Source organism: Streptomyces sp. CA-142005, from assembly GCF_050942335.1.
In the GTDB taxonomy this organism is placed as follows: Bacteria; Actinomycetota; Actinomycetes; order Streptomycetales; family Streptomycetaceae; genus Streptomyces.
This window is the reverse complement of the sequence record NZ_CP192078.1, coordinates 5,939,361-5,961,090: the sequence shown is the minus strand read 5'-3', so window position 1 is coordinate 5,961,090 and position 21,730 is coordinate 5,939,361. Positions and strand designations below refer to the sequence as shown.

Sequence of the window (21,730 nt, the reverse complement as noted above, 5' to 3'; positions counted from 1 at the left end):
GACAGGGTCAGACTAAGGACCCGTCAACCAACTGGGAACTGGCGGGGTCCCAAGGTGACAGCACTGTGACGCATGTCGCCGCGGGAATCGGCCGGTACCGGTCAACCGGTATACGGGGCGCTCAACCGGCGTAGCGGTACGTCGCCGTCGCCTGCTCGTACAGCCGTGTCACCTGGTCCCGTTCGGCCTCCGGGCCACGGACCTGGATGAGGTGGTACCGGCCGTTCAGCAGGATCGCCATGTTGCGCACGAACAGGTCGCGGCCCTGGCCGTCGGTCCAGGTGAACTGCCCCTCGGCCATGGTCCGCCCGCCCACCTCGATGGTTCTCAGACCGGTGGCCGTGGCCCAGCTGGAGTCGCGGTACGGCTGGAGTTCGCTCTCCTTGTCCCGCTGGTAGGCCATCGGATCACTGCCGTACGCCGACGCGCTGTCCCTGCCCGGTACGACGATCAGCTCGAAGTTCCCGTGCGCGTACACCACCTGGCCGCTGCCGTTCTTCGGCGTGCGTCCCCAGCCCTTGGCGACGGCGACCTGGAACCCCTCCGGATCCTTGCGCAGGGTGAAGCCGTCGGCGACGGACTGGTCTCCACCCGTCTGGGGCTCGGTGGCGGGTGCGGACGCGGAGGGGCCGCCGCCCTGCTCGGAGGGTGACTGCCGGGTGGGCGAGGGCGCGGGACCGGCCTCCCCCGCGCTGCCCGTGCGGTCCGTGCTCCCCGCGGCACCGCTGTCCCCCTGCTTGGGCATGAACAGCATCGCGTACGCGATCGCGCCGGCCAGCAGGAGCAGGATCAGCACGAGCAGGGTCCGGCCCAGACTGCGCGGCGAACGCGCCTCCTCCCGGGCCCGGGCGCGCTTGTGCCGGCCGTGCGGATGGACCTCGGGCAGCCCGGCGCGCCGCCGCCGCGTCCGCACCAGCTCGCCGCGGCGCCGGACGATCGGCAGCCGGCTCGGGTCGGCGGGCGGCACGGGTACGACATGGGTGCCGGCGTCCGGCTCGGGCGCGGAGCGCACCAGCGAGCGCAGCCAGCCGTTCAGCTCCTCGACGTCCAGACGCTCGGTGGGGTCCTGGCGCAGCAGCGACTCCACGACCGGCCGGAGCGGGCCGCACTCCTCGGCGAAGGCGGGCGGCTCGGCGCACACCAGCTGCACCAGCTCGGCCGTCGACTCCTCGGGATAGGGCGCGTGCCCCTGCACGGCCCGGAACAGCAGCGCGCCCAGCGCCCACAGATCGGTGGCGGGCCCGATCGGCGCCGCCAGCTGCCAGTTCTCGTGCACGGGCCCGGCCTGCTCCGGCGCCCACCGCTCGGTCACCGGCCCCACGACGGTCATCCGCACCTGCCGCGCCCGCTCGGCCGCCAGAGCGGTCGCGGGGCCCCGGCGGGCAACGGCGGCTCCAGGGTCGTTCCAGTGGGGGTGGGGGCCGGTGTGGGTGGCGGGGATGGCGCCGGTGGCGGAGGGGGACGGGGCGGAGGACTGGTGGACGGGGTCGAGGGCGGGGCCCGGGGCGGGGGCCTGGCCGGGGACCGACGGGCGGGGGTTCGCCGGGGGGAGCCCCGGGCGCTGTGGGCCGCCGGGCAGGGCCGGGGAGGGGCCGCCGGCGGCGGGGCGTGGTGCCGCGCCGTGCCAGGGGGCGCCCTGCACTCCATAGGGGTCGGCGATGCGTCCGGGCGGGGTCGTGGTGCCCGGACCGCCGGGGTACGGCGGCTGCGTCGTGCCGTCGGCCCGGGCGGCGCCGGCGTCGCCCTCGGCGGGCGGCCGGGCCCCGGGCAGGCTGGGGCGCCCGCTCTGCCGGGCCTCCTGCACCCGGGCGGCGGCACGGGCACCCGCGCGGTACGCGGCGATGGCGCCGGCGCGGGCGGCACGGATGTCCGCCCCGTTCTCCAGGGGCCGTTGGCCCGCCGGGCCGGGCATCCCCGCCCCGCCCGGCATCCCGTTCGCCCCCGGCACCGGCAGCCCTCCGGCGGCCCTGGCCTGGATCGCGGCCCGGCGCGCGGCCTCGGGGTCGACGTCCGCCGAGGGCATGCCTGCGGTCTCACCCCTCGGCCGGTGGCCGGAACCGGCGGGATCCGGAGGAACGCCCAGGCCACCGGAAGCCCGAACCGCCGCCCCGGGACCGGCCCCTGGAACGGCGCCCGGACCGGTCGGCTCGGCCTCCGTCCCCGCTCCCCCGACGGCACCCTCGTCCGGTGCTTCCCGGGCCGGAACCGGGTCGTACCCGCACAGCGCCTCCTCCGCGGCGCCGACGGCGAGGCCGGTCAGCATCACACGGCCGTCGTCGCAGACGAGCACCGTGCGGGCGGTGATGTTGCGGTGCACCCAGCCATGGCCGTGCAGCACCCGGAGCGCCATGAGCACGTCGGCGGCGACCTCGGCCGCCCGGTACGGCGTGAGCGGCTGCTCGGCGAGCAGCGCGGCGAGCGGGCGCGCGGCCACCAACTCGCTGACGATCCACAGCGAACCGCCCTCGGCGAACACGTCGAAGACCTGGTCGAGGCGCGGATGGTCGGGGATGCGGGCCGCGGCCTGCGCGGCCTCGACGGCACGCCGTACGGCCGGGTCGGCGGGCCGCCGGCTAGCGGTCCGGGCGCCCGGCGTCCGCCGGTTCCCGGCCCCGCGCTCACGCGCGGTGAAGCCCGCGGGCAGCCCCTCCGCGTCGAGCACCTCGGCCTCGACAACCTCCGGCAACGGCACCTGCCGGACGAGCACTTCCTGACCGCTGTAGGTGTCGAAGGCGCGGGTCTCGGTGAGTTCGTACTCGTCGGAGGGCGGCAACGGCAGGCGGTAGCGGTCGGCGAGCACCCGACCCGCGTAGTCGTTCACGTTGCCTCCCCCGGCCGCCCGGTTGGTCACATCCGTTCGCCTCGCGACCCGTTTCGCACACGCTTCCGGCTGCGTACGGTCCGCAACCATTCACGATACGTGCCGGAGGCAAACCGCACGGAGTGGATGACGGATTCTCACGCGCGAACCGACGCCCGAAGCCTATGACTTGGGCTGGAAGGAGGCGGTGAGCGTCTGCCACGTGTCCTTGCGCAGCGCGCTGTCCCAGTTCGCGGCCTTCGCGGTGTACATCAGTCCGTAACCGAGATGACCGTTGACCACGAACCCGCGGTCGATGCTGCGGTACTTGGTGCCGCCGTCGACGTAGGTGAACTCCCAGTCGGCCGTGTTCCAGTCCCGGTAGTCGACCTTCTCTATGCGGATCCTGTGGTACTGGGAGCGCACCATGTAGCCCTCCTGGTTCCTCCAGTCCGCCACCGGGTCGCTCTTGGGGCTGCTGGTCCAGCCGATGAGCAGCTTCTGCCCGTCCGGACCGGTGTACCGGTCGCCCGCGCTGCCGGTGGACTGGAACGACCATCCCTTGGGCAGCCCGATCGAGTACCCCTGGCCGCCCTTGCGGGTCGACACCACCGGCGCGCTTCCGCCGTCCTTGGCCCCGGACTTGCCGGAGGAGTCGGCCGAGCCGGAGTCGTCGGTGGCCGCACTCGCGTCGGCGGCGGTGCCCGAAGCGGATCCTGTACCGGACGACGGGCTCGTCCCGTCCTTCCGCGCCCCGCTGCCGGTGCTCTTGTCGCCCTTGTCCTGCTTGGTGGACGCACTGGCGCTCGCCACCGCCTTGGCCCCGCTGTTCTTGCCGTCCTTGTCGTCGCCGCTCAGGGCGATGGCCAGGACCGTGCCGAGCACGGCGAGGGCGACGATCACCGCGATGATCACCAGCGTGCGCTTGGGCACCACATCGGTCAGCGGCGCCCGCGGCACCGGCCGCGGCGGCAGATCCAGGTCCGGCGGCGGCACCACGGGCCAGCCCGAACTCGGCTTGTTCGCGTTGGAGTTCGGCACACCTGCGGCACCGGAGCCACCGGAGGCGCCGACGGCAGGACCCGACTGTCTGCCGGCAGGCCCGGCGGCGGACCCACCCGTGGAGGCGGGCCGCGCTCCACCGGAGGACGCCGGCCGTCCCCCGCCCTGGCCGGCAGGGTGTGCCCCGCCGGCCGTCGCACCGCCCGCGCCCGGGGTCTCACCGGCGCCCGGAGCGGCCGTGTCGCCGCCGCTCTTCGTCCGGGCGGACCCGGCTCCCGTGGCCGCCCCGGCCGCCTTGCGGACCGAGCGCAGCGCGCCGCGCAGCTTCTCCCCGGCCTCCTCGCTCCGTCTGCCCTGGGACGAAGCCGGCTGCGGCGGCAGCGGAACCACCCGTGTGGCGTCCATCGGCTCCGGCTCGGGCGCGTGGATCACGGCGTTGAGCATGGCCCGGGCGCCCGCGTCGTCGAGCCGCTGGGCCGGGTCCTTGGTCAGCAGGCCGTAGATGACGTCCTTGAGCGGGCCCGCGTTCTTGGGCTCCTCCAGGGGCTCGGTCATCACCGCGGTGAGCGTGGCGATCGCCGAGCCCTTGTCGTACGGGGGCACGCCCTCGACCGCCGCGTACAGCAGGCCGCCGAGCGACCACAGGTCGGCCGCCGGCCCCGGCTTGTGGCCGCGGGCCCGCTCGGGGGAGATGTAGGAGGGGGCGCCGACGAGCATGCCGGTGGAGGTGATGGACGGGTCGCCCTCGACCTGCGCGATACCGAAGTCGGTGAGCACCACCCGGCCGTCCTCGGCGATGAGCACGTTCGACGGCTTCACGTCCCGGTGCAGGATGCCCTCGCGGTGCGCGGAGCGCAGCACGTCGAGGACGGCGAGCCCCACCTCGGCGGCGCGCTTGGGCTCCAGCAGGCCGTCCTCGCGGATGACCTCGGCCAGGGACTTGCCCTCCACCAACTCCATGACGATCCACGGCCGGTCGTCCTCGTCGACCACGTCGAAGACCGTCACCGCGCTGTTGTTGCGGATCCGGGCGATCGCCTTGGCCTCGCGCAGGGTGCGCGTGATCAGGCGCCGCTTCTCCTCCTCGTCGATGTTCGACGGGAACCGCAGCTCCTTGACGGCGACCGTCCGGCCCAGGGTCTCGTCCTCGGCGCGCCAGACCGTGCCCATCCCGCCCCGGCCCAGCACGTCTCCCAGCCGGTACCGCCCGGCGAGGAGACGACGCTCGCTCTTGTCCTGACGAGTCCCCTGACGAGATGTACCCGCCCGCTCCGCCTCCGACATGCGTCCCCTCAAACAACCCGCCCTGACAGAGCCTCCATTGTCTCTCACCCGACAAGTGCCGAGCGCCCAGGGTGCCCTTCGCGTCAGGCGGGAGCCGGTGCGCCGGTTTCGGGGAAATGCGCCTGGTTTCGGCCAGGGGTGACGGGTTTTCGGCTGCCGCCGGGCACCCGCCTCATGGGCCGGCTTCGGCCGCGCTCGCTCATATCAACGGCACGATGTCCGGCGCTCCCAGCCTCGCCGCGTCCGCCGTCAGGTCGTCGGGCTGGCGCTGGGACTCCCGCTCGGCCTCCACCCGCTTCTCGTAGTGCTCGACCTCGCGCTCGATCTGGTCCTTGTCCCAGCCGAGGACCGGTGCCATCAGCTCGGCCGCCTCGCGGGCGCTGCGGGTGCCCCGGTCGAAGGTCTCGATGGAGATGCGGGTGCGGCGGGTGAGGACGTCGTCCAGGTGCCGGGCGCCCTCGTGCGAGGCGGCGTACACCACCTCGGCACGCAGATAGTCGTCGGCCGCCTGCAGGGGCTCGCCCAGGGCGGGGTCGGTGGTGACGAGGTCCAGGACTTCCTCGGACAGCGAGCCGTACCGGTTCAGCAGATGTTCCACGCGGGCCACGTGGAGCCCGGTGCGCGCGGCTGTCCGGGCGCGCGCGTTCCACAGCGCCTGGTAGCCCTCCGCGCCCAGCAGCGGGGTCTCCTCCGTCACGCTGTCGGCGACCCGCATGTCCAGGCCGTGCACCGCCTCGTCGACCGCGTCCTTCGCCATCACGCGGTAGGTGGTGTACTTGCCGCCCGCCACGACCACGAGTCCCGGCACCGGATGGGCGACCGTGTGCTCGCGGGAGAGCTTGCTGGTGGCGTCGGACTCGCCGGCGAGCAGCGGGCGCAGACCGGCGTACACCCCCTGCACGTCGTCGCGGCCGAGCGGCACCGCGAGCACCGAGTTGACGTGCTCCAGCAGGTAGTCGATGTCGGCGCTGGACGCGGCCGGATGGGCCTTGTCGAGGCTCCAGTCGGTGTCGGTGGTGCCGACGATCCAGTGCCGGCCCCAGGGAATGACGAAGAGGACGGACTTCTCGGTGCGCAGGATCAGGCCGGTGGTGGAGTGGATGCGGTCCTTGGGCACGACCAGGTGGATGCCCTTGGAGGCGCGGACGTGGAACTGGCCCCGCTCCCCCACCATGGCCTGTGTGTCGTCGGTCCACACCCCGGTCGCGTTGACGATCTGCTTGGCGCGGATCTCGTACTCCCCGCCACCCTCCACGTCCTGCACCCGGGCGCCGACCACCCGCTCGCCCTCGCGCAGGAACCCGGTCACGCGCGCGCGGTTGGCCGCCTTCGCGCCGTAGGACGCCGCCGTGCGCACCAGGGTGGCCACGAAGCGGGCGTCGTCCATCTGGGCGTCGTAGTACTGCAGGGCGCCGACCAGGGCGTCCTTCTTCAGGCAGGGCGCGACGCGCAGGGCCTGACGGTGAGTCAGGTGGCGGTGCACGGGCAGGCCCCGGCCGTGGCCCCGGGCCATGGACATCGCGTCGTAGAGCGCGACGCCCGAGCCGGCGTAGAGGCGCTCCCAGCCCTTGCGCTGCAGCGGATACAGGAACGGCACCGGTTTGACCAGGTGCGGGGCGAGCCGCTCCAGGAGCAGTCCGCGCTCCTTCAGGGCCTCGCGGACGAGCGCGAAGTCGAGCATCTCCAGATAGCGCAGACCGCCGTGGATCAGCTTGCTGGACCGGCTGGAGGTGCCGGACGCCCAGTCGCGGGCCTCGACCAGACCGGTGGACAGGCCGCGCGTGACGGCGTCCAGCGCGGTGCCCGCGCCGACGACCCCGCCGCCGATCACCAGCACGTCCAGCTCACGCTCCGCCATCTCCGCCAATGCCTCGGCGCGCTGCGTCGGCCCCAGAGTCGCTGTCCTCACGCTGCCTCCCGCTGTCGCAGACTCGCTCGCGTCGGCCGCACCCCGGTGGGCGAAGCCCGGTTCATCCCCTCCTCATGCCCAAATTCTGACCGGGTTGCCCGACTTCAGCCACCACGCATTCCCAACCTGTGGACAACTCGCGCACAACCCTCGGAAGACACACGAACAGAATCACACATAACAGTCATATGTGTACCTAGTCTGACATTGCACGCGCTCATCCTGTCCACAGCGGTTGCGCGCCTGTCCCGCTTCGGCTATCGGGAAGGACCGCCCACGCCATGCCCGCAGACCTCGCCGTCATCGGACTCGGCCCCTACGGCTTGCCGCTCGCCCAGGCCGCCGTCGCCGCACGCATCCCCACCGTCGGTTACGCCACCGGCCCCGAGGGGAGTTCGCTGAGCCCCGCCGAGCTGCGCCGGATGCACTCTGCGGGCTTCCGGCCCGTCACCGACCCGGCCCAGCTCGGCCGGGTGCGCACCGCGGTGATCTGCGCGCCGACCCCCCGCGGCGCCGACGGCGGACTCGATCTCGGCCAGGTGGAGGCGGCCGCCCGCACCCTCGCCAAGGCGCTCCGCCCGCACACCACCGTCATCCTGGAGTCGCCGGTGCTCCCCGGCACCACCGAGGAATTCCTGCGCCCCCTGCTGGAGGAGGGCTCGGGGCTGCGCGCCGGCCGCGACTTCCACCTCGCCTACTCGCCCAGCCGGGTCGACCCCGGCAACCGTGACCACGTCCCCGCCAACACCCCCAAGGTCATCGGCGGCCTCACCCCCGCCTGCACCGAGTCGGCCGCCGCCTTCTACGGCCGGCTCACCGACAAGGTGGTACGCGCGCGTGGGCTGCGCGAGGCGGAGACCGTACAACTGCTGGAGACCAACTTCCGGCACGTCAACATCGCGCTGGTCAACGAGATGGCCGTGCTGTGCCATGAGCTGGGCGTCGATCTGTGGGACGTCATCCGGTGCGCGGAGACCAAGCCCTTCGGCTTCCAGGCGTTCCGGCCGGGCCCGGGCGTCGGCGGCCACGGCGTGCCGCAGGACCTGACCGGGCACGCCACCCGCGCCCTGCGGATGGTGGAGCTGGCCCAGCAGGTCAACAGCCGGATGCCTCGGTACGTCGTGCAGCGCGCTGCCGCCCTCCTCAACGAGCACGGCAAGTCCGCCCGCGGCGCGCGCGTGCTGCTGCTCGGCGTCACCTACAAGCCCGACCTCGCCGATCTGCAGGGCACACCGGCCCAGGAGATCGCGATCCGGCTGATGGAGCTGGGCGCCTCGGTGAGCTTCCACGACCCCCTGGTCGCCTCCTGGAACGTGCTGGACCGCCCGGTCCCCCGCGCGGACGCGCTCTATGAGAGCGCCGCCGACGCCGACCTGACGATCCTGCTGCAGCAGCACCGCACCTACGACCTGCAGGGGCTGTCGGTGAAGGCACAGTTGCTGCTGGACACGCGCGGGGCCACGCCCACCGGGGCGGCACACCGGCTCTGAGCACGGTCACGAACGGAAAACAGCCGGGGGCGTTGTCGTCCCCGGCTGTTAGTCTCCCCCGGACTCGCCGCACACGCGTGTGCCGGGGGTTTTCCGTTTCCGTCCTTCAGTCGTGCTCCATATCGGGGGGATTTCTGTCATGAGCCAGTCAGCTCCACCGCCGCAGTCGCCGCAGCCCGGTCCGGTCGACGGCAACCCGTACGCGCAGCAGGCCCCGGCCGGCGCGCCGTACCCGCCGCAGCCGGGCGGTCCGGCCGACCAGCCGGGCGCCTTCGCCCCGCCCGCGCCGTCGGCGCCGGCCCGGAACAACCTCGTCCTCGGCCTGGTCGCCGCGGTCGTCGCCGCCGTGGCCGCCGCGGCGCTCTACGGCGTCATCATCGGCGCCACCAAGCACGAGATCGGCTACGCGGCCGTCGGCGTCGGCTTCGTCGTCGGTGTCGCGGCGGGCAAGGCGGGCGGCCGCAACCCCGTCCTCCCGATCGCCGCCGTCGTCCTGTCCCTGGCCTCCGTCTACTTCGGCCAGCTGGTGGGCGAGGCCATGATCGGCGCCAAGGTGAGCGGCCTGAGCTTCACCCAGGTCTTCTTCGACCACTTCGACATCGTCCAGAAGGCCTGGAAGGAAGACTCCGACCCGCTGACCTTCCTCTTCTTCGCCATCGCCGGCTTCGCCGCGTTCTCCGGCACCAAGAAGGCCGCGGCCTGACCATGCCCGTGTCCGTCTTCCTGCTCCTGCTCGGCCTGACGGCCGCCGTGGGCGGCGGTTGGGTCGCATGCGACGTCCGAGAGGCGTCCAAGGCCTTGGAGCGGTACCAGGAACGCAACCACGAGCTGCGTACGGCTGCCGTGGGCGACTTGCCCCACCGGCCAAGTGGATCACGGCACTGGGCTATCGCGTCCTCGGCGGTGTCATCTGTGTTTGCGGGCTCGTCCTGGCCCTGGGCGGCCTGGGCGAACTCTGAGCCGTCCCATCGGCGCGACAAGGGCCCGGACCGCCTTCGGGTGGTCCGGGCCCCTCGTGCCCACCTGCGCTCGAGCCGAGCGCAGCGTCACGTCACCGCCTGTGCTGCGAGTCCGCCACCGTCACCTCGACCCGCTGGAACTCCTTCAGCTCGCTGTAGCCGGTGGTGGCCATCGCGCGGCGCAGGGCGCCGAAGAAGTTCATCGAGCCGTCGGGCGTGTGGGACGGGCCGGTGAGGATCTCCTCGATGGTGCCGACCGTGCCGAGGCCGACCTTCTTGCCACGGGGCAGCTCCTCGTTGACCGCCTCCATGCCCCAGTGGTGGCCCTTGCCGGGCGCGTCCGTGGCACGGGCCAGCGGGGAGCCCATCATCACCGCGTCGGCGCCGCAGGCGATCGCCTTGGGCAGGTCGCCGGACCAGCCGACACCGCCGTCCGCGATCACGTGCACGTACCGGCCGCCGGACTCGTCCATGTAGTCACGGCGGGCCGCGGCCACGTCCGCGACGGCCGTGGCCATCGGGACCTGGATGCCCAGCACGTTGCGCGTGGTGTGGGCGGCGCCGCCGCCGAAGCCCACGAGCACACCCGCGGCACCCGTGCGCATCAGGTGCAGGGCCGCGGTGTAGGTGGCGCAGCCGCCGACGATCACCGGGACGTCCAGCTCGTAGATGAACTGCTTCAGGTTCAGCGGCTCGTGCGAGGAGGAGACGTGCTCCGCCGAGACCGTCGTACCGCGGATGACGAAGATGTCCACGCCCGCGTCCACGACCGCCTTGGAGAACTGGGCGGTGCGCTGCGGGGAGAGCGCGGCCGCCGTGACCACGCCGGAGTCGCGCACCTCCTTGATGCGCGCGCCGATCAGCTCTTCCTTGATGGGCGCCGCGTAGATCTCCTGCAGGCGGCGCGTCGCCTGCTCGGCCGGCAGCTCGGCGATCTCGTCCAGCAGCGGCTGCGGGTCCTCGTACCGCGTCCACAGGCCCTCGAGGTTGAGCACGCCGAGGCCGCCCAGCTCGCCGATGCGGATCGCGGTGGCAGGGGAGACGACGGAGTCCATGGGGGCGGCCAGGAAGGGCAGCTCGAAGCGGTAGGCGTCGATCTGCCAGGCGATCGAGACCTCCTTCGGGTCCCGCGTACGGCGGCTGGGGACGACGGCGATGTCGTCGAAGGCGTACGCCCGGCGGCCGCGCTTGCCGCGCCCGATCTCGATCTCAGTCACGTCTGTGGCCTTTCCCTGATGCGTTGCAGCGTCTTCCAGTATCGCCGACGGGTACGGCAAGGGCGGCCCCGGATGCACCGGGACCGCCCTCGGGACGACTGACGACTACTTGCTGCTGTAGTTCGGCGCCTCGACCGTCATCTGGATGTCGTGCGGGTGGCTCTCCTTGAGGCCCGCGGAGGTGATCCGGACGAAACGGCCCTTGGACTCCATCTCCTCGATGGTGGCCGCGCCCACGTAGCCCATGGTCTGACGCAGACCGCCGACGAGCTGGTGCAGGACGTTGGCCAGCGGGCCGCGGTAGGGCACCTGGCCCTCGACGCCCTCGGGGACGAGCTTGTCGTCGGAGGCGACCTCGGCCTGGAAGTAGCGGTCCTTGGAGTACGACTTGGCCTGGCCGCGCGACTGCATGGCGCCGAGCGAGCCCATGCCGCGGTACGACTTGAACTGCTTGCCGTTGATGAAGAGCAGCTCGCCGGGCGACTCCTCGCAGCCCGCGAGCAGCGAGCCCAGCATCACCGTGTCGGCACCGGCGGCGAGCGCCTTGCCGATGTCGCCGGAGTACTGCAGGCCGCCGTCGCCGATCAGCGGGATGCCGGCCGGGCGGGCGGCGAGGGAGGCCTCGTAGATGGCGGTGACCTGCGGGACGCCGATGCCGGCGACCACACGGGTCGTACAGATGGAGCCGGGGCCCACGCCCACCTTGATGCCGTCGACACCGGCGTCGATCAGGGCCTGCGCGCCGTCGCGGGTGGCGACGTTGCCGCCGATCACGTCGACGTCCACGCTCGACTTGATCTTCGACATCCAGCTGAGGGCGTTGCTGTTGTGGCCGTGCGAGGTGTCGACGACCAGGAAGTCCACGCCGGCCGCGGCCAGCGCCTGGGCGCGCTCCAGGGCCTCGGGGCTGGCGCCCACGGCGGCGCCGACGAGCAGGCGGCCCTCGGCGTCCTTGGCGGCGTTCGGATACTTCTCGGCCTTGACGAAGTCCTTGACCGTGATCAGGCCCTTGAGAACACCGGCGTCGTCGACGAGGGGAAGCTTCTCGATCTTGTGCTTGCGCAGCAGCTCCATCGCGTCCACGCCGGAGATGCCGACCTTGCCGGTCACCAGCGGCATCGGCGTCATGACCTCGCGCACCTGACGGCTGCGGTCGGACTCGAAGGCCATGTCGCGGTTGGTCACGATGCCGAGCAGCTTGCCGGCCGGGTCGGTGACGGGCACGCCACTGATGCGGAACTTGGCGCACAGGGCGTCCGCCTCGGCGAGCGTGGCCTCCGGGTGCACCGTGATCGGGTCGGTGACCATGCCGGACTCCGACCGCTTCACCAGGTCGACCTGGTTGACCTGGTCCTCGATGGAGAGGTTGCGGTGCAGCACGCCGACACCGCCCAGCCGGGCCATCGCGATCGCCATGCGCGACTCGGTCACCTTGTCCATCGCCGCCGACAGCAGCGGGATGTTCACCCGGACGTTGCGGGAGATGCGGGACGAGGTGTCGACCGCGTTGGGGAGCACTTCAGAGGCGCCCGGCAGCAGCAGCACGTCGTCGTAGGTCAGCCCGAGTGTCGCGAATTTACCGGGCACTCCGTCGACGTTGGCAGTCATGACACCTTCCCCAAATGGCCTTGATCGGTGCGGATGTCCATGCTAACGGGAAGCATCGCTAGCAAATTCCACGGTACGGGGTTACTTCAGGCTTCGTATGTTCGTACGGAAGCTGAAGCACGCCTGTTCAACAAAGGGAGCTGCAGAGGCTCCGTACAAGGGCGTTACTGCTCGGCGAGCGCGCGGAGGCGGCTCAGCGCCCGGTGCTGGGCGACCCGGACCGCGCCGGGTGACATTCCCAACATCTGTCCGGTCTCCTCCGCGGTCAAGCCTACGGCGATGCGCAACAGGAGCAGCTCGCGCTGGTTCTCGGGCAGGTTGGCCAGCAGCTTCTTGGCCCACTCGGCGTCGCTGCTGAGCAGGGCGCGCTCCTCGGGGCCGAGGGAGTCGTCCGGCCGCTCGGGCATCTCATCGGACGGCACCGCGGTCGATCCCGGGTGGCGCATGGCGGCCCGCTGCAGGTCGGCGACCTTGTGGGAGGCGATGGCGAAGACGAACGCCTCGAAGGGGCGGCCGGTGTCGCGATAGCGGGGCAGTGCGAGCAGGACCGCGACACAGACCTCCTGGGCGAGGTCCTCGACGAAGTGACGCGCGTCGCCGGGCAGCCGGGACAGCCGGGTCCGGCAGTAGCGCAGCGCCAGCGGGTGGACATGCGCGAGCAGATCGTGAGTGGCCTGCTCGTCACCGTCGACGGCGCGATGGACGAGCGCACCGATCGCCCCATGGGCCGTGCCCGCCTCGTCGTCGCGCATCGGTCCATGGTGCCTTGTGGCCGTCCGGTCCGTCGCATTGTGCTCGTGGTTGTGCACCGAAGCGTTATGAGCAGGTGCGCCGGCACTCATCTCCTGCGCCCTCCCCTTCCGCTCGACCGACTCGTCCCCGAGAGACTCCACATCTCAAGGATGCGGCATCCGCGGCGAAACGAGCAGCGCGCGTCCGGCGGGCCGCCTTGCGCCTCGCCCGCCGAACCGTCCTGCGCGGTCGTACGCCGGGGACGTCCCACGTCTCGCCGCGTGGCGCCGACCACGGGCGTTGCCGGAATGGATCTCCGTTCACCCGCGCGACCCACCCTCCGGCCGACGACCTGCCGCACGGCTCCTCGATTGTGACGGGGTCCACCCCGAGAGCGCCGCGTGCGACCGTGTCCACGGGCAACCGGAACACCGGTCATGGCATTTCGCCGGCGTTCGCGCAGCGCAGGGGCGCCGCTTGCCGTGCATGGGCGATGGTCCGTACGGGGCAGAGGCGCCCGCCGCGCAGGTGTCGTCCGCACAGGGCAGGGCCACCGGGGGCTTGCAGGGGCGATCGATCGCACACCACATGGCCGCCGCGCCCCGTATGGGCGATCGGCCACCTGGACATGGTGTTCCGCACCGCCTGGGCGATCGGCCGCGCCACGCACGGCAGGGCTGGATTACGACGCGCCGGTACGGCAGCTGAACCGAGAAGCGCCGTCGCCCACGCCGCCGCACCGGCGGTCGTCCGTGCCGCGCACCGCAGAGTTGGGTGCAACGCGCCCCCACGGCAGCGGAGCCGCAGGGCGTTTCCGCGCACGCACGCGTGCGTGCCGTCAGGGCGCGTCGGTATGGCCCGGGGACCGGCACCGCCGCCGGAGAGCGCGGTCGTCCAGCACCGGGCAGGGCCAAGGCACGGCGGTTCCGTACCTGAGCCCGGCGCGGTGCCGTACGTGCGTCGCGTTCGGGTCGGCGGTCGGCCCGGTGGCTCCCCGAGGGGGCCGGTGAGACATCCCGCTGCTGCCGGGGGAAGCGGACACGCGTCCCGCTCGGGGACTGGCGCCCGGCGCCGGGCCGGTCCTGCCAGCCCCGCAGGGCTGGGCACTGTCTACCGGACCAGTCCCCAGCGGAAGCCGAGCGCCACCGCGTGGGCCCGGTCCGAGGCGCCGAGCTTCTTGAACAGGCGCCGCGCGTGTGTCTTCACGGTGTCCTCGGAGAGGAAGAGCTCGCGGCCGATCTCGGCGTTGGAGCGGCCGTGGCTCATGCCCTCCAGGACCTGGATCTCGCGCGCGGTGAGCGTGGGCGCGGCGCCCATCTCGGCCGAGCGGAGCCGGCGCGGTGCCAGTCGCCAGGTCGGGTCGGCGAGAGCCTGCGTCACCGTGGCGCGCAGCTCCGCGCGCGAGGCGTCCTTGTGCAGGTAGCCCCGGGCGCCGGCGGCGACCGCGAGGGCCACGCCGTCCAGGTCCTCGGCGACGGTGAGCATGATGATGCGCGCGCCGGGGTCGGCCGACAGCAGGCGGCGCACGGTCTCCACGCCGCCCAGGCCGGGCATGCGCACGTCCATCAGGATGAGGTCGGAGCGGTCGGCGCCCCAGCGGCGGAGGACTTCCTCGCCGTTGGCCGCCGTCGTCACACGCTCGACACCGGGCACGGTCGCGACCGCGCGGCGGAGCGCTTCTCGGGCAAGCGGGGAGTCGTCGCAGACGAGGACGGATGTCATGACCGCCCTCCGCAGCTGATGCGCGTCACCTTGAGCCTCCAGGCTGGTACGGAATCGTCACCTGTGCGGTCGACCGTCTCGGACGCCTGCCCGAGCGCTTCTGTTTTCAACCGCCTCCGCACTCTCAACGACGGTCACTCGAAAGAGTTACGGGGCTACGTGCCGTCTTCGGCACTCTACGTGAGGGGGTCGACACGGTGCAGACATGAACAACGGACCCATAAGTTTTCATCACAACTATGCCCCGTTTGGCCCATTTTCTTCCCGTTTTGAGGTGTCCGAGGCTAGATTCGCAATGAGTCATATTTTCATCTCCTTAGACCGGAGATGTACGGTCGTTGGCACCGTATCCGCTCAGAACGGCTACAAGGGGTCACGTAATGGCAGATTTCTCCCGCCTTCCCGGACCGAACGCGGACCTGTGGGACTGGCAGCTGCTGGCTGCCTGCCGCGGCGTGGACAGCTCGCTCTTCTTCCACCCCGAGGGCGAGCGCGGGGCGGCTCGGAGCGCTCGCGAGAACTCGGCCAAGGAGGTCTGCATGAGGTGCCCGGTCCGCGCGGAGTGCGCGGCGCACGCACTGGCGGTGCGCGAGCCGTACGGCGTGTGGGGCGGCCTGACCGAGGACGAGCGTGAGGAGTTGATGGGGCGCGCGCGCAACCGCCTGGTGACGGCTTCGGCCGCCGGCGCGGACACCGCCCCGAATCACTGAAGGAACGTTTCAGCACCTACAGCCCGATGGGTGCGCTCATTCCAACCACCAGGGCACGTCGCGTCACCACGTACGTGCCCTTGACTCTGCCGCCGCCCGCACCCGGGGTTGTACCTCCGGTCGCATCACACTGCCGGGCGAGAGGCCCGCGCCCGTCGCATCCGCGCACTCCGGCCACACCCGACCACCGGCGCGACACCGCCTGATCCCGGCCCGCTTGGCCGCCCAGCCGCCCTCGCCGCGCTCGCCTGCCTGACCCCGGCACCACTTGGCCGCGCCCAGCCATCCAACGCCCGGGCCGCCCCTCGGCCGCCAAGCCGCCCTCGCCTCGCCCGGTGCCCTGACCCCGGCACCGCTTGGCCGCAGCACCACTTGGCCGCGCCCGCCGCCCAAGCCGCATCCGACCGGCCTGACCACGCCCGCCCCCGGACCACGCCTTGGCCACCCAGCCGCCCTGGCCGCGCTCGACCGCCTGACCCCGGCACCACTCGACCCCGCCCGCCGCCCAAGCCGCATCCGACCGTCTGACCGCACCGCACCACCCGAGCCGCTCCCGCACGGCCCGGCCGCGCGCAGCCGCCCACGCCGCGCCCGACCACCGGGCCACCCCTCGGCCACCCAGCCGCGCTCGACCGCCTGACCCCGGCACCACTTGGCCGCAGCACCACTTGGCCGCGCCCGCCGCCCAAGCCGCATCCGACCGGCCTGACCGCACCGCACCACCCAAGCCGCACCCGCCCGGCCTGATCGCCCCCCGCCACCCAAGCCACGCCCAACCACCCGAGTCACCCCTCGATCCCCCAGCCGCGCCCGACCACCCGGTCGGCCCCTCGGCCACCCGGCCACGCCCCACCACCCGGGCAGCCCCCCGCCACCCAAGCCACGCCCAGCCACCGCAACCGCCCTAACCACGCCCGACCACCCGGTCGGCCCCTCGGCCACCCGGTCCGCCCCTCGGCCACCCGGTCGGCCCCTCGGCCACCCGGTCGGCCCCTCGGCCTACCCGGCCACGCCCCACCACCCGGGCAGCCCCCCGCCACCCAAGCCACGCCCAGCCACCGCAACCGCCCTAACCGCGTTCGGCCGCCTGACCGCGCTCCCCCGGCTGGCCGCGTCCTGTCGCCCGGGTCAGTTGTTCCAAGGTCGCCGCCACGGCCGGTACCTGTGCCAGGTCGGGCAGGGTGAGGGCGACGATCTCGCGCCGTACCGCCGGTTCCAGCCGTACCGTGCGCACGCCCCTGGGCCGTACCGACTCCACCGCCAGCTGGGGCAGTACGGCGACGCCCAGGCCGGCGCGGACCAGGCCGACGACCGCGGGATAGTCGTCCGTGGCGAAGTCGATGCGCGGCGTGAAACCGGCCCCCTCGCACACCTCGACCAGCTGGCCGCGGCAGCGCGGGCAGCCCGCGATCCAGGGCTCCTGGGCCAGCTCGCCGATGGCGACGCTCTCCGCGCGCGCGAGCCGGTGCCGCTCGGGCACCAGCGCCACCAGGCGGTCCATCAGCAGGGGCCGTACGACCAGGTCGTCCCAGTCCTCGGCGACGGCCGCCCCCTCGTAGCGGAAGGCCAGGGCCAGGTCGCAGTCGCCCTCGCGCAGCAGCTCGACGGACCTCGGGGGTTCGGCCTCCTCCAGGGAGACGCGGGTGCCGGGGTGGGCGGCGCGCAGCGCGGCCAGCGCGGTGGGGACCAGGGTGGAGCTGCCGCTGGGGAAGGAGACCAGCCGGACCCGGCCGGCGCGCAGACCCGCGATGGCGGCGACCTCCTCCTCGGCCGCGGTGAGCCCCGCCAGGATGCCGGAGGCGTGTCTGACCAGGGCCTCCCCGGCCTGGGTCAGCCGCATCTCGCGGCCGCTGCGGACCAGCAGCGGGGTGCCGACCGAGGTCTCCAGGGCCTTCATCTGCTGGCTGACGGCGGGCTGGGTGCAGCCGAGCTCGCGCCCCGCCGCCGAGAAGGAACCGGTGGTGGCGACGGCGCGCAGGACGCGGAGATGACGGGCCTCGATCACCCTCCGAGCATAAGGGAGGCTTGGGGGCAGCGCGCCATATTCGCTCGACGCTTTGAGGTGTGGTCCCGTACCGTGCGGCCATGAAGCTTCTCTCGGTCAATCTGGGCCGCCCGCAGCCGGTGCCGTACACGGACCAGGCGGAGGGTGTGACGGGTATCGACAAGAAGCCGGCCGACGGGCCGGTGCGGGTGGCGGCGCCGGGTCCCAAGGGCGTCGGCGGGAGCGGGCTGGCCGGGGACGCGGTGTGCGAGCTGCGGCATCACGGCGGGGACGACCAGGCGGTGTACGCCTTCGCGCGCGAGGACCTCGACGAGTGGGAGCGCGAACTCGGCCGGTCGTTGGCCAACGGCTGCTTCGGGGAGAACCTGACGACGGACGGCCTGGACGTCTCCGGCGCGCTGATCGGCGAGCGCTGGCGGATCGGTTCCGGGGTGGTCCTGGAGGTGACCTCGGGCCGGATCCCGTGCCGTACGTTCCAGGGCCATATGGGCGAGCGCGGCTGGGTCAAGAGGTTCACACAGAAGGGCGCAACGGGTGCCTACCTCCGGGTGATCGAACCGGGTGAGATACGGGCGGGCGATCCGATCGAGATCGTGCACCGGCCGGACCACGGGGTGACGGCGGCGCTGCAGTTCCGCGCGGTCACCACCGAGCGTGAGCTGCTGCCGCGGCTGCTCGCGGCGGGCGAGGCGCTGCACGCGGAGACGCTGGAGACGGTCCGCAAGTACGTGGCCCGGCAGGAGGGCTGAGCGGCAGTCAGCCGACCGGGGGGCCGGGACGCGGCGGGGCGTCCGCCGACCGGTGGCCCGGGGCAGCAGGGGTGGGCGTCCGCCGTGCCGGCCCATCCCCGCCAGGGCGACCCGCACACACCAGCCACGGCCCATAGCCCAGGATCCGCGCCGGCCAACTCCCGTGTCCGCGCGGAGCGGACGCGCTCGCTCCGGGTCAATACCCTTGGGCCATGACAACGGCTCTGATTACGGGATCGACCGCGGGGATCGGTGCCGCGTTCGCGCGGCGGCTGGCGGCTGACGGGCACGACCTCGTCCTGGTGGCCCGGGACACCAAGCGGCTGCGCGAACAGGCGACCGAACTGCACGACCGGCACGGCATCGTGGTGGAGGTGCTGACCGCCGACCTGTCCGAGGACAAGGGCATCGAGACGGTGGCCGACCGCCTCGGCGACCGGAAGAACCCGGTCGACCTGCTGGTCAACAACGCCGGGTTCGGCAACAAGGGCCGCTATCTGGAGGTGCCCATGGCCGACGAGCTCAAGATGCTCAAGGTGCACTGCGAGGCGGTGCTCCGGCTGACCTCGGCGGCGACGGAGGCGATGCGCGAGCGCGGCCGGGGCGGGGTCGTCAACGTGGCCTCCGTGGCGGCCTTCGTCCCGCGGGGCACCTACGGCGCCTCCAAGGCGTGGGTCGTGCAGTTCACGCAGGGTGCGGCGAAGGACCTCGCCGGCAGCGGCGTCCGCCTGATGGCCCTGTGCCCCGGTTTCGTGCGCACCGAGTTCCACGAGCGGGCCGGGATGGGCACGGACAACATCCCCGGCTGGATGTGGCTGGACGCCGACAAACTGGTCGCGGCGGCCCTGTCCGACCTGGCCCGCGGCAAGTCCCTGTCGATCCCCGACCCCCGCTACAAGGCGCTGATGGGCCTGGTGAAGGTGACTCCGCGTGCGCTGCTGGGCGGGATCACGTCGAAGACGGGGCGGAAGTACGGGCCGCAGTAGCGAACGGGTGGTGCTGCCGTCCCGGTGCGAAAATGAGCGTGACACAACCGGGTCAGGGGGGCCGGGAGGCGGCGGCATGACCTTCGTACAGCTCATCGACTGCAGGACCAGCCGGCCGGACGAGATGAACCGGCTCATGGACGACTGGGTCGCGCAGACCAAGGGGAAGCGGACGGCGACGCACGCGCTGGTCGGCAAGGACCGTTCGGACGCGTCGCACATCGTCGAGGTGGTGGAGTTCCCGTCGTACGAGGAGGCGATGCGGAACTCGAAGCTCCCGGAGACCGACCGGATCTTCCAGGAGATGGTCGCGCTGTGCGACGAGAGCCCGACGTTCACCGATCTGGACGTCGTGCGCGACGAGCGGCTGGCCGAGGACACGGTACGGCGGTTCTATACGGCGTTGCAGGCCTCCGGTGAACTGCCGCCGCTCAACGACCTGCTGGACGAGGACATCCACAGCCACGATCCGGTGAACCCCCAGGACACCATCGGGCTGGACAACGCCCGCAGCGAGTACCGGATGTGGCGCGGGGGCTTCGACTTCACGTTCACGGTCGAGGACGTGCTCACCCAGGGCGACCGGGCCTGCGCACGCTGGACCTGGAACGCCACGCACAACGGCGACTTCCTCGGCATCCCGCCCACCGGCAGGCGGGTCACGATGACCGGGATGACGCTGTTCCGCCTCACGGACGACGGCAAGATCGCCGAGATGTGGTGGCAGCACGACCAGTTGGGGCTGATGCAACAGCTGGGCGCGCTCGACGAGTTGGAGCAGTAGCGGGGCGGTGTCCCGCACAGGGCGAAGGCCCGGCTCCCCCGCGGGGAACCGGGCCTTCGTGCGAGCGTGTCGGGCTCAGTGGGCGTGGCCGTGGCCGTGGCCCGCGGCGGCCGGCTCTTCCTCTTCCTTCTTCTCGACGACCAGGGTCTCGGTCGTGAGCAGCAGGGAGGCGATGGAGGCGGCGTTCTCCAGGGCGGAGCGGGTGACCTTGACCGGGTCGATGACGCCGGCCTTGATCAGGTCGCCGTACTCGCCGGTGGCGGCGTTGTAGCCCTGCCCCTTCTCCAGGTCCTTGACCTTGGAGACGATGACGTAGCCCTCCTGGCCGGCGTTCTCGCCGATCCAGCGCAGCGGCTCGACCACGGCGTTGCGGACGACCGCGACACCGGTGGCCTCGTCGCCGGTCTTGTCGAGGTTGCCCTCGAGGACCTTGGAGGCGTGGACCAGGGCGGAGCCACCACCGGAGACGATGCCCTCCTCGACCGCGGCGCGGGTCGCGGAGATGGCGTCCTCCAGACGGTGCTTCTTCTCCTTCAGCTCCACCTCGGTGGCGGCGCCGACCTTGATCACGCACACGCCGCCGGCCAGCTTCGCGAGGCGCTCCTGGAGCTTCTCGCGGTCCCAGTCGGAGTCGGTGTTCTCGATCTCGGCCTTGATCTGGGCGACGCGGCCGTGGACGTCCTCGGACTTGCCGGCGCCGTCGACGATCGTGGTGTCGTCCTTGGTGACCGTCACGCGGCGGGCGGAGCCCAGCACGTCCAGGCCGGCCTGGTCGAGCTTGAGGCCGACCTCCTCGGAGATGACGGTGGCGCCGGTGAGGATCGCCATGTCCTGCAGCATCGCCTTGCGGCGGTCGCCGAAGCCGGGGGCCTTCACCGCGACGGCGTTGAAGGTGCCGCGGATCTTGTTGACGACCAGGGTCGACAGGGCCTCGCCCTCGACGTCCTCGGCGATGATCAGCAGCGGCTTGGAGGCGCCGGCCTGGATGACCTTCTCCAGCAGCGGCAGCAGGTCCTGGATGGAGCTGATCTTGCCCTGGTTGATGAGGATGTACGGGTCGTCGAGGACGGCCTCCATGCGCTCCTGGTCCGTCACGAAGTACGGCGACAGGTAGCCCTTGTCGAAGGCCATGCCCTCGGTGAAGTCCAGCTCCAGACCGAAGGTGTTGGACTCCTCGACGGTGATGACGCCGTCCTTGCCGACCTTGTCCATCGCCTCGGCGATGAGCTCGCCGACCTGCTGGTCCTGGGCGGACAGCGCGGCCACGGCGGCGATGTCGGACTTCTCGTCGATCGGGCGGGCCGAAGCCAAGAGCTCCTCGGAGACGGCGGCGACGGCCGCGTCGATGCCCTTCTTCAGGGCGGCCGGGGAGGCGCCGGCGGCCACGTTCTTCAGGCCCTCGCGCACCAGCGCCTGGGCCAGCACGGTGGCGGTGGTGGTGCCGTCACCAGCGATGTCGTTGGTCTTGGTCGCCACCTCCTTCACCAGCTGCGCGCCGAGGTTCTCGTACGGGTCCTCGATCTCGACCTCGCGGGCGATCGTGACACCGTCGTTGGTGATGGTGGGGGCACCGAACTTCTTGTCGATGACGACGTTGCGGCCCTTGGGGCCGATCGTCACCTTCACCGTGTCGGCCAGCTTGTTGACGCCGCGCTCGAGGGCGCGACGGGCGTCCTCGTCGAACTTCAGGATCTTCGCCATGACAGCGGGAGCCCTCTCGGGATGTGGGTGGTAAGACAACTGCGCCCCGGGCGCCCGGCTTCGTTATCGGTC

General features: G+C 72.2%; 15 protein-coding genes. 6 read left to right on the top strand and 9 right to left on the bottom strand.

Annotation, left to right across the window (positions count from 1 at the left end; all coding sequences use genetic code 11):
• Window positions 1-121: 121 nt before the first annotated feature.
• From ACQPXS_RS28005 to ACQPXS_RS27995, 3 genes are all read right to left on the bottom strand, one after another.
• Window positions 122-2,821 (bottom strand): protein kinase, encoded by a 2,700-nt coding sequence (locus tag ACQPXS_RS28005; protein WP_433451984.1) that lies wholly within the window; start codon window positions 2,819-2,821, stop codon window positions 122-124.
• Between the two features lie 162 nt (window positions 2,822-2,983).
• The gene (locus ACQPXS_RS28000) at window positions 2,984-5,086 is read right to left on the bottom strand and encodes a serine/threonine-protein kinase (RefSeq protein ID WP_433451983.1); all 2,103 of its coding nucleotides are present in this window, start codon (window positions 5,084-5,086) and stop codon (window positions 2,984-2,986) included.
• A gap of 199 nt (window positions 5,087-5,285) precedes the next feature.
• Window positions 5,286-6,995: a glycerol-3-phosphate dehydrogenase/oxidase gene (locus ACQPXS_RS27995; protein ID WP_433451982.1), complete on the bottom strand. Its 1,710-nt coding sequence runs from the start codon at window positions 6,993-6,995 to the stop codon at window positions 5,286-5,288.
• Between the two features lie 281 nt (window positions 6,996-7,276).
• Here ACQPXS_RS27995 and ACQPXS_RS27990 point away from each other — a divergent pair, with 281 nt between their 5' ends.
• Together ACQPXS_RS27990 and ACQPXS_RS27985 are read left to right on the top strand one after the other, a co-directional pair.
• Window positions 7,277-8,485 carry a nucleotide sugar dehydrogenase gene (locus ACQPXS_RS27990; RefSeq protein ID WP_433451980.1) on the top strand — a complete coding sequence of 403 codons (1,209 nt, stop codon included), beginning with the start codon at window positions 7,277-7,279 and terminating at the stop codon, window positions 8,483-8,485.
• 139 nt (window positions 8,486-8,624) lie between these two features.
• Entirely contained in the window at window positions 8,625-9,188 is a 564-nt protein-coding gene (locus ACQPXS_RS27985; RefSeq protein WP_433451979.1) for a hypothetical protein, read from the top strand.
• Window positions 9,189-9,536: 348 nt separating this feature from the next.
• On the opposite strand, the gene ACQPXS_RS27980 is transcribed toward ACQPXS_RS27985, so the two are convergent.
• The 4 genes from ACQPXS_RS27980 to ACQPXS_RS27965 all read right to left on the bottom strand — a co-directional run bounded on the left by ACQPXS_RS27980 (window position 9,537) and on the right by ACQPXS_RS27965 (window position 14,723).
• Window positions 9,537-10,661 (bottom strand): GuaB3 family IMP dehydrogenase-related protein, encoded by a 1,125-nt coding sequence (locus tag ACQPXS_RS27980; RefSeq protein WP_351802100.1) that lies wholly within the window; start codon window positions 10,659-10,661, stop codon window positions 9,537-9,539.
• A gap of 105 nt (window positions 10,662-10,766) precedes the next feature.
• Window positions 10,767-12,269 carry an IMP dehydrogenase gene (gene guaB, locus ACQPXS_RS27975; RefSeq protein ID WP_351802102.1) on the bottom strand — a complete coding sequence of 501 codons (1,503 nt, stop codon included), beginning with the start codon at window positions 12,267-12,269 and terminating at the stop codon, window positions 10,767-10,769.
• 164 nt (window positions 12,270-12,433) lie between these two features.
• Window positions 12,434-13,021 carry a sigma-70 family RNA polymerase sigma factor gene (locus ACQPXS_RS27970; protein WP_030641278.1) on the bottom strand — a complete coding sequence of 196 codons (588 nt, stop codon included), beginning with the start codon at window positions 13,019-13,021 and terminating at the stop codon, window positions 12,434-12,436.
• A 1,090-nt stretch (window positions 13,022-14,111) separates the two neighbouring features.
• The gene (locus ACQPXS_RS27965) at window positions 14,112-14,723 is read right to left on the bottom strand and encodes a response regulator transcription factor (RefSeq protein WP_003948568.1); all 612 of its coding nucleotides are present in this window, start codon (window positions 14,721-14,723) and stop codon (window positions 14,112-14,114) included.
• Between the two features lie 380 nt (window positions 14,724-15,103).
• Between ACQPXS_RS27965 and ACQPXS_RS27960 the strand changes: the two genes are divergently transcribed.
• Complete coding sequence (locus tag ACQPXS_RS27960; RefSeq protein WP_351210476.1) at window positions 15,104-15,433, top strand: WhiB family transcriptional regulator; 330 nt, start codon at window positions 15,104-15,106, stop codon at window positions 15,431-15,433.
• 1,069 nt (window positions 15,434-16,502) lie between these two features.
• Here ACQPXS_RS27960 and ACQPXS_RS27955 read toward each other — a convergent pair.
• Window positions 16,503-17,438, bottom strand: coding sequence for a LysR family transcriptional regulator (locus ACQPXS_RS27955; protein ID WP_433451977.1), 936 nt, complete (start codon window positions 17,436-17,438; stop codon window positions 16,503-16,505).
• 80 nt (window positions 17,439-17,518) lie between these two features.
• Here ACQPXS_RS27955 and ACQPXS_RS27950 point away from each other — a divergent pair, with 80 nt between their 5' ends.
• The 3 genes from ACQPXS_RS27950 to ACQPXS_RS27940 all read left to right on the top strand — a co-directional run bounded on the left by ACQPXS_RS27950 (window position 17,519) and on the right by ACQPXS_RS27940 (window position 19,957).
• Window positions 17,519-18,187, top strand: a complete 669-nt coding sequence (locus tag ACQPXS_RS27950; protein ID WP_433451975.1) for an MOSC domain-containing protein — start codon at window positions 17,519-17,521, stop codon at window positions 18,185-18,187.
• A 212-nt stretch (window positions 18,188-18,399) separates the two neighbouring features.
• On the top strand, window positions 18,400-19,173 hold the full coding sequence (locus tag ACQPXS_RS27945) for an SDR family NAD(P)-dependent oxidoreductase (protein ID WP_351802107.1): 774 nt from the start codon (window positions 18,400-18,402) through the stop codon (window positions 19,171-19,173).
• 76 nt (window positions 19,174-19,249) lie between these two features.
• A complete protein-coding gene (locus tag ACQPXS_RS27940; protein ID WP_433451974.1) occupies window positions 19,250-19,957 on the top strand; it encodes an ester cyclase in 708 nt (235 codons plus the stop codon).
• A 75-nt stretch (window positions 19,958-20,032) separates the two neighbouring features.
• On the opposite strand, the gene groL is transcribed toward ACQPXS_RS27940, so the two are convergent.
• A complete protein-coding gene (gene groL, locus ACQPXS_RS27935; protein WP_433451973.1) occupies window positions 20,033-21,658 on the bottom strand; it encodes a chaperonin GroEL in 1,626 nt (541 codons plus the stop codon).
• Between the last annotated feature and the right edge of the window lie 72 nt (window positions 21,659-21,730).

What these genes read in the sequence shown, in the direction of transcription:
- groL (WP_433451973.1), bottom strand. Translation starts at nt 21,658, where the DNA reads ATGGCGAAGATCCTGAAGTTCGACGAGGACGCCCGTCGCGCCCTCGAG.
- ACQPXS_RS27950 (WP_433451975.1), top strand. Translation starts at nt 17,519, where the DNA reads ATGAAGCTTCTCTCGGTCAATCTGGGCCGCCCGCAGCCGGTGCCGTAC.
- ACQPXS_RS27965 (WP_003948568.1), bottom strand. Translation starts at nt 14,723, where the DNA reads ATGACATCCGTCCTCGTCTGCGACGACTCCCCGCTTGCCCGAGAAGCG.
- ACQPXS_RS27945 (WP_351802107.1), top strand. Translation starts at nt 18,400, where the DNA reads ATGACAACGGCTCTGATTACGGGATCGACCGCGGGGATCGGTGCCGCG.
- guaB (WP_351802102.1), bottom strand. Translation starts at nt 12,269, where the DNA reads ATGACTGCCAACGTCGACGGAGTGCCCGGTAAATTCGCGACACTCGGG.
- ACQPXS_RS27985 (WP_433451979.1), top strand. Translation starts at nt 8,625, where the DNA reads ATGAGCCAGTCAGCTCCACCGCCGCAGTCGCCGCAGCCCGGTCCGGTC.
- ACQPXS_RS27990 (WP_433451980.1), top strand. Translation starts at nt 7,277, where the DNA reads ATGCCCGCAGACCTCGCCGTCATCGGACTCGGCCCCTACGGCTTGCCG.
- ACQPXS_RS27970 (WP_030641278.1), bottom strand. Translation starts at nt 13,021, where the DNA reads ATGCGCGACGACGAGGCGGGCACGGCCCATGGGGCGATCGGTGCGCTC.
- ACQPXS_RS27940 (WP_433451974.1), top strand. Translation starts at nt 19,250, where the DNA reads ATGACCTTCGTACAGCTCATCGACTGCAGGACCAGCCGGCCGGACGAG.
- ACQPXS_RS28000 (WP_433451983.1), bottom strand. Translation starts at nt 5,086, where the DNA reads ATGTCGGAGGCGGAGCGGGCGGGTACATCTCGTCAGGGGACTCGTCAG.
- ACQPXS_RS27960 (WP_351210476.1), top strand. Translation starts at nt 15,104, where the DNA reads ATGGCAGATTTCTCCCGCCTTCCCGGACCGAACGCGGACCTGTGGGAC.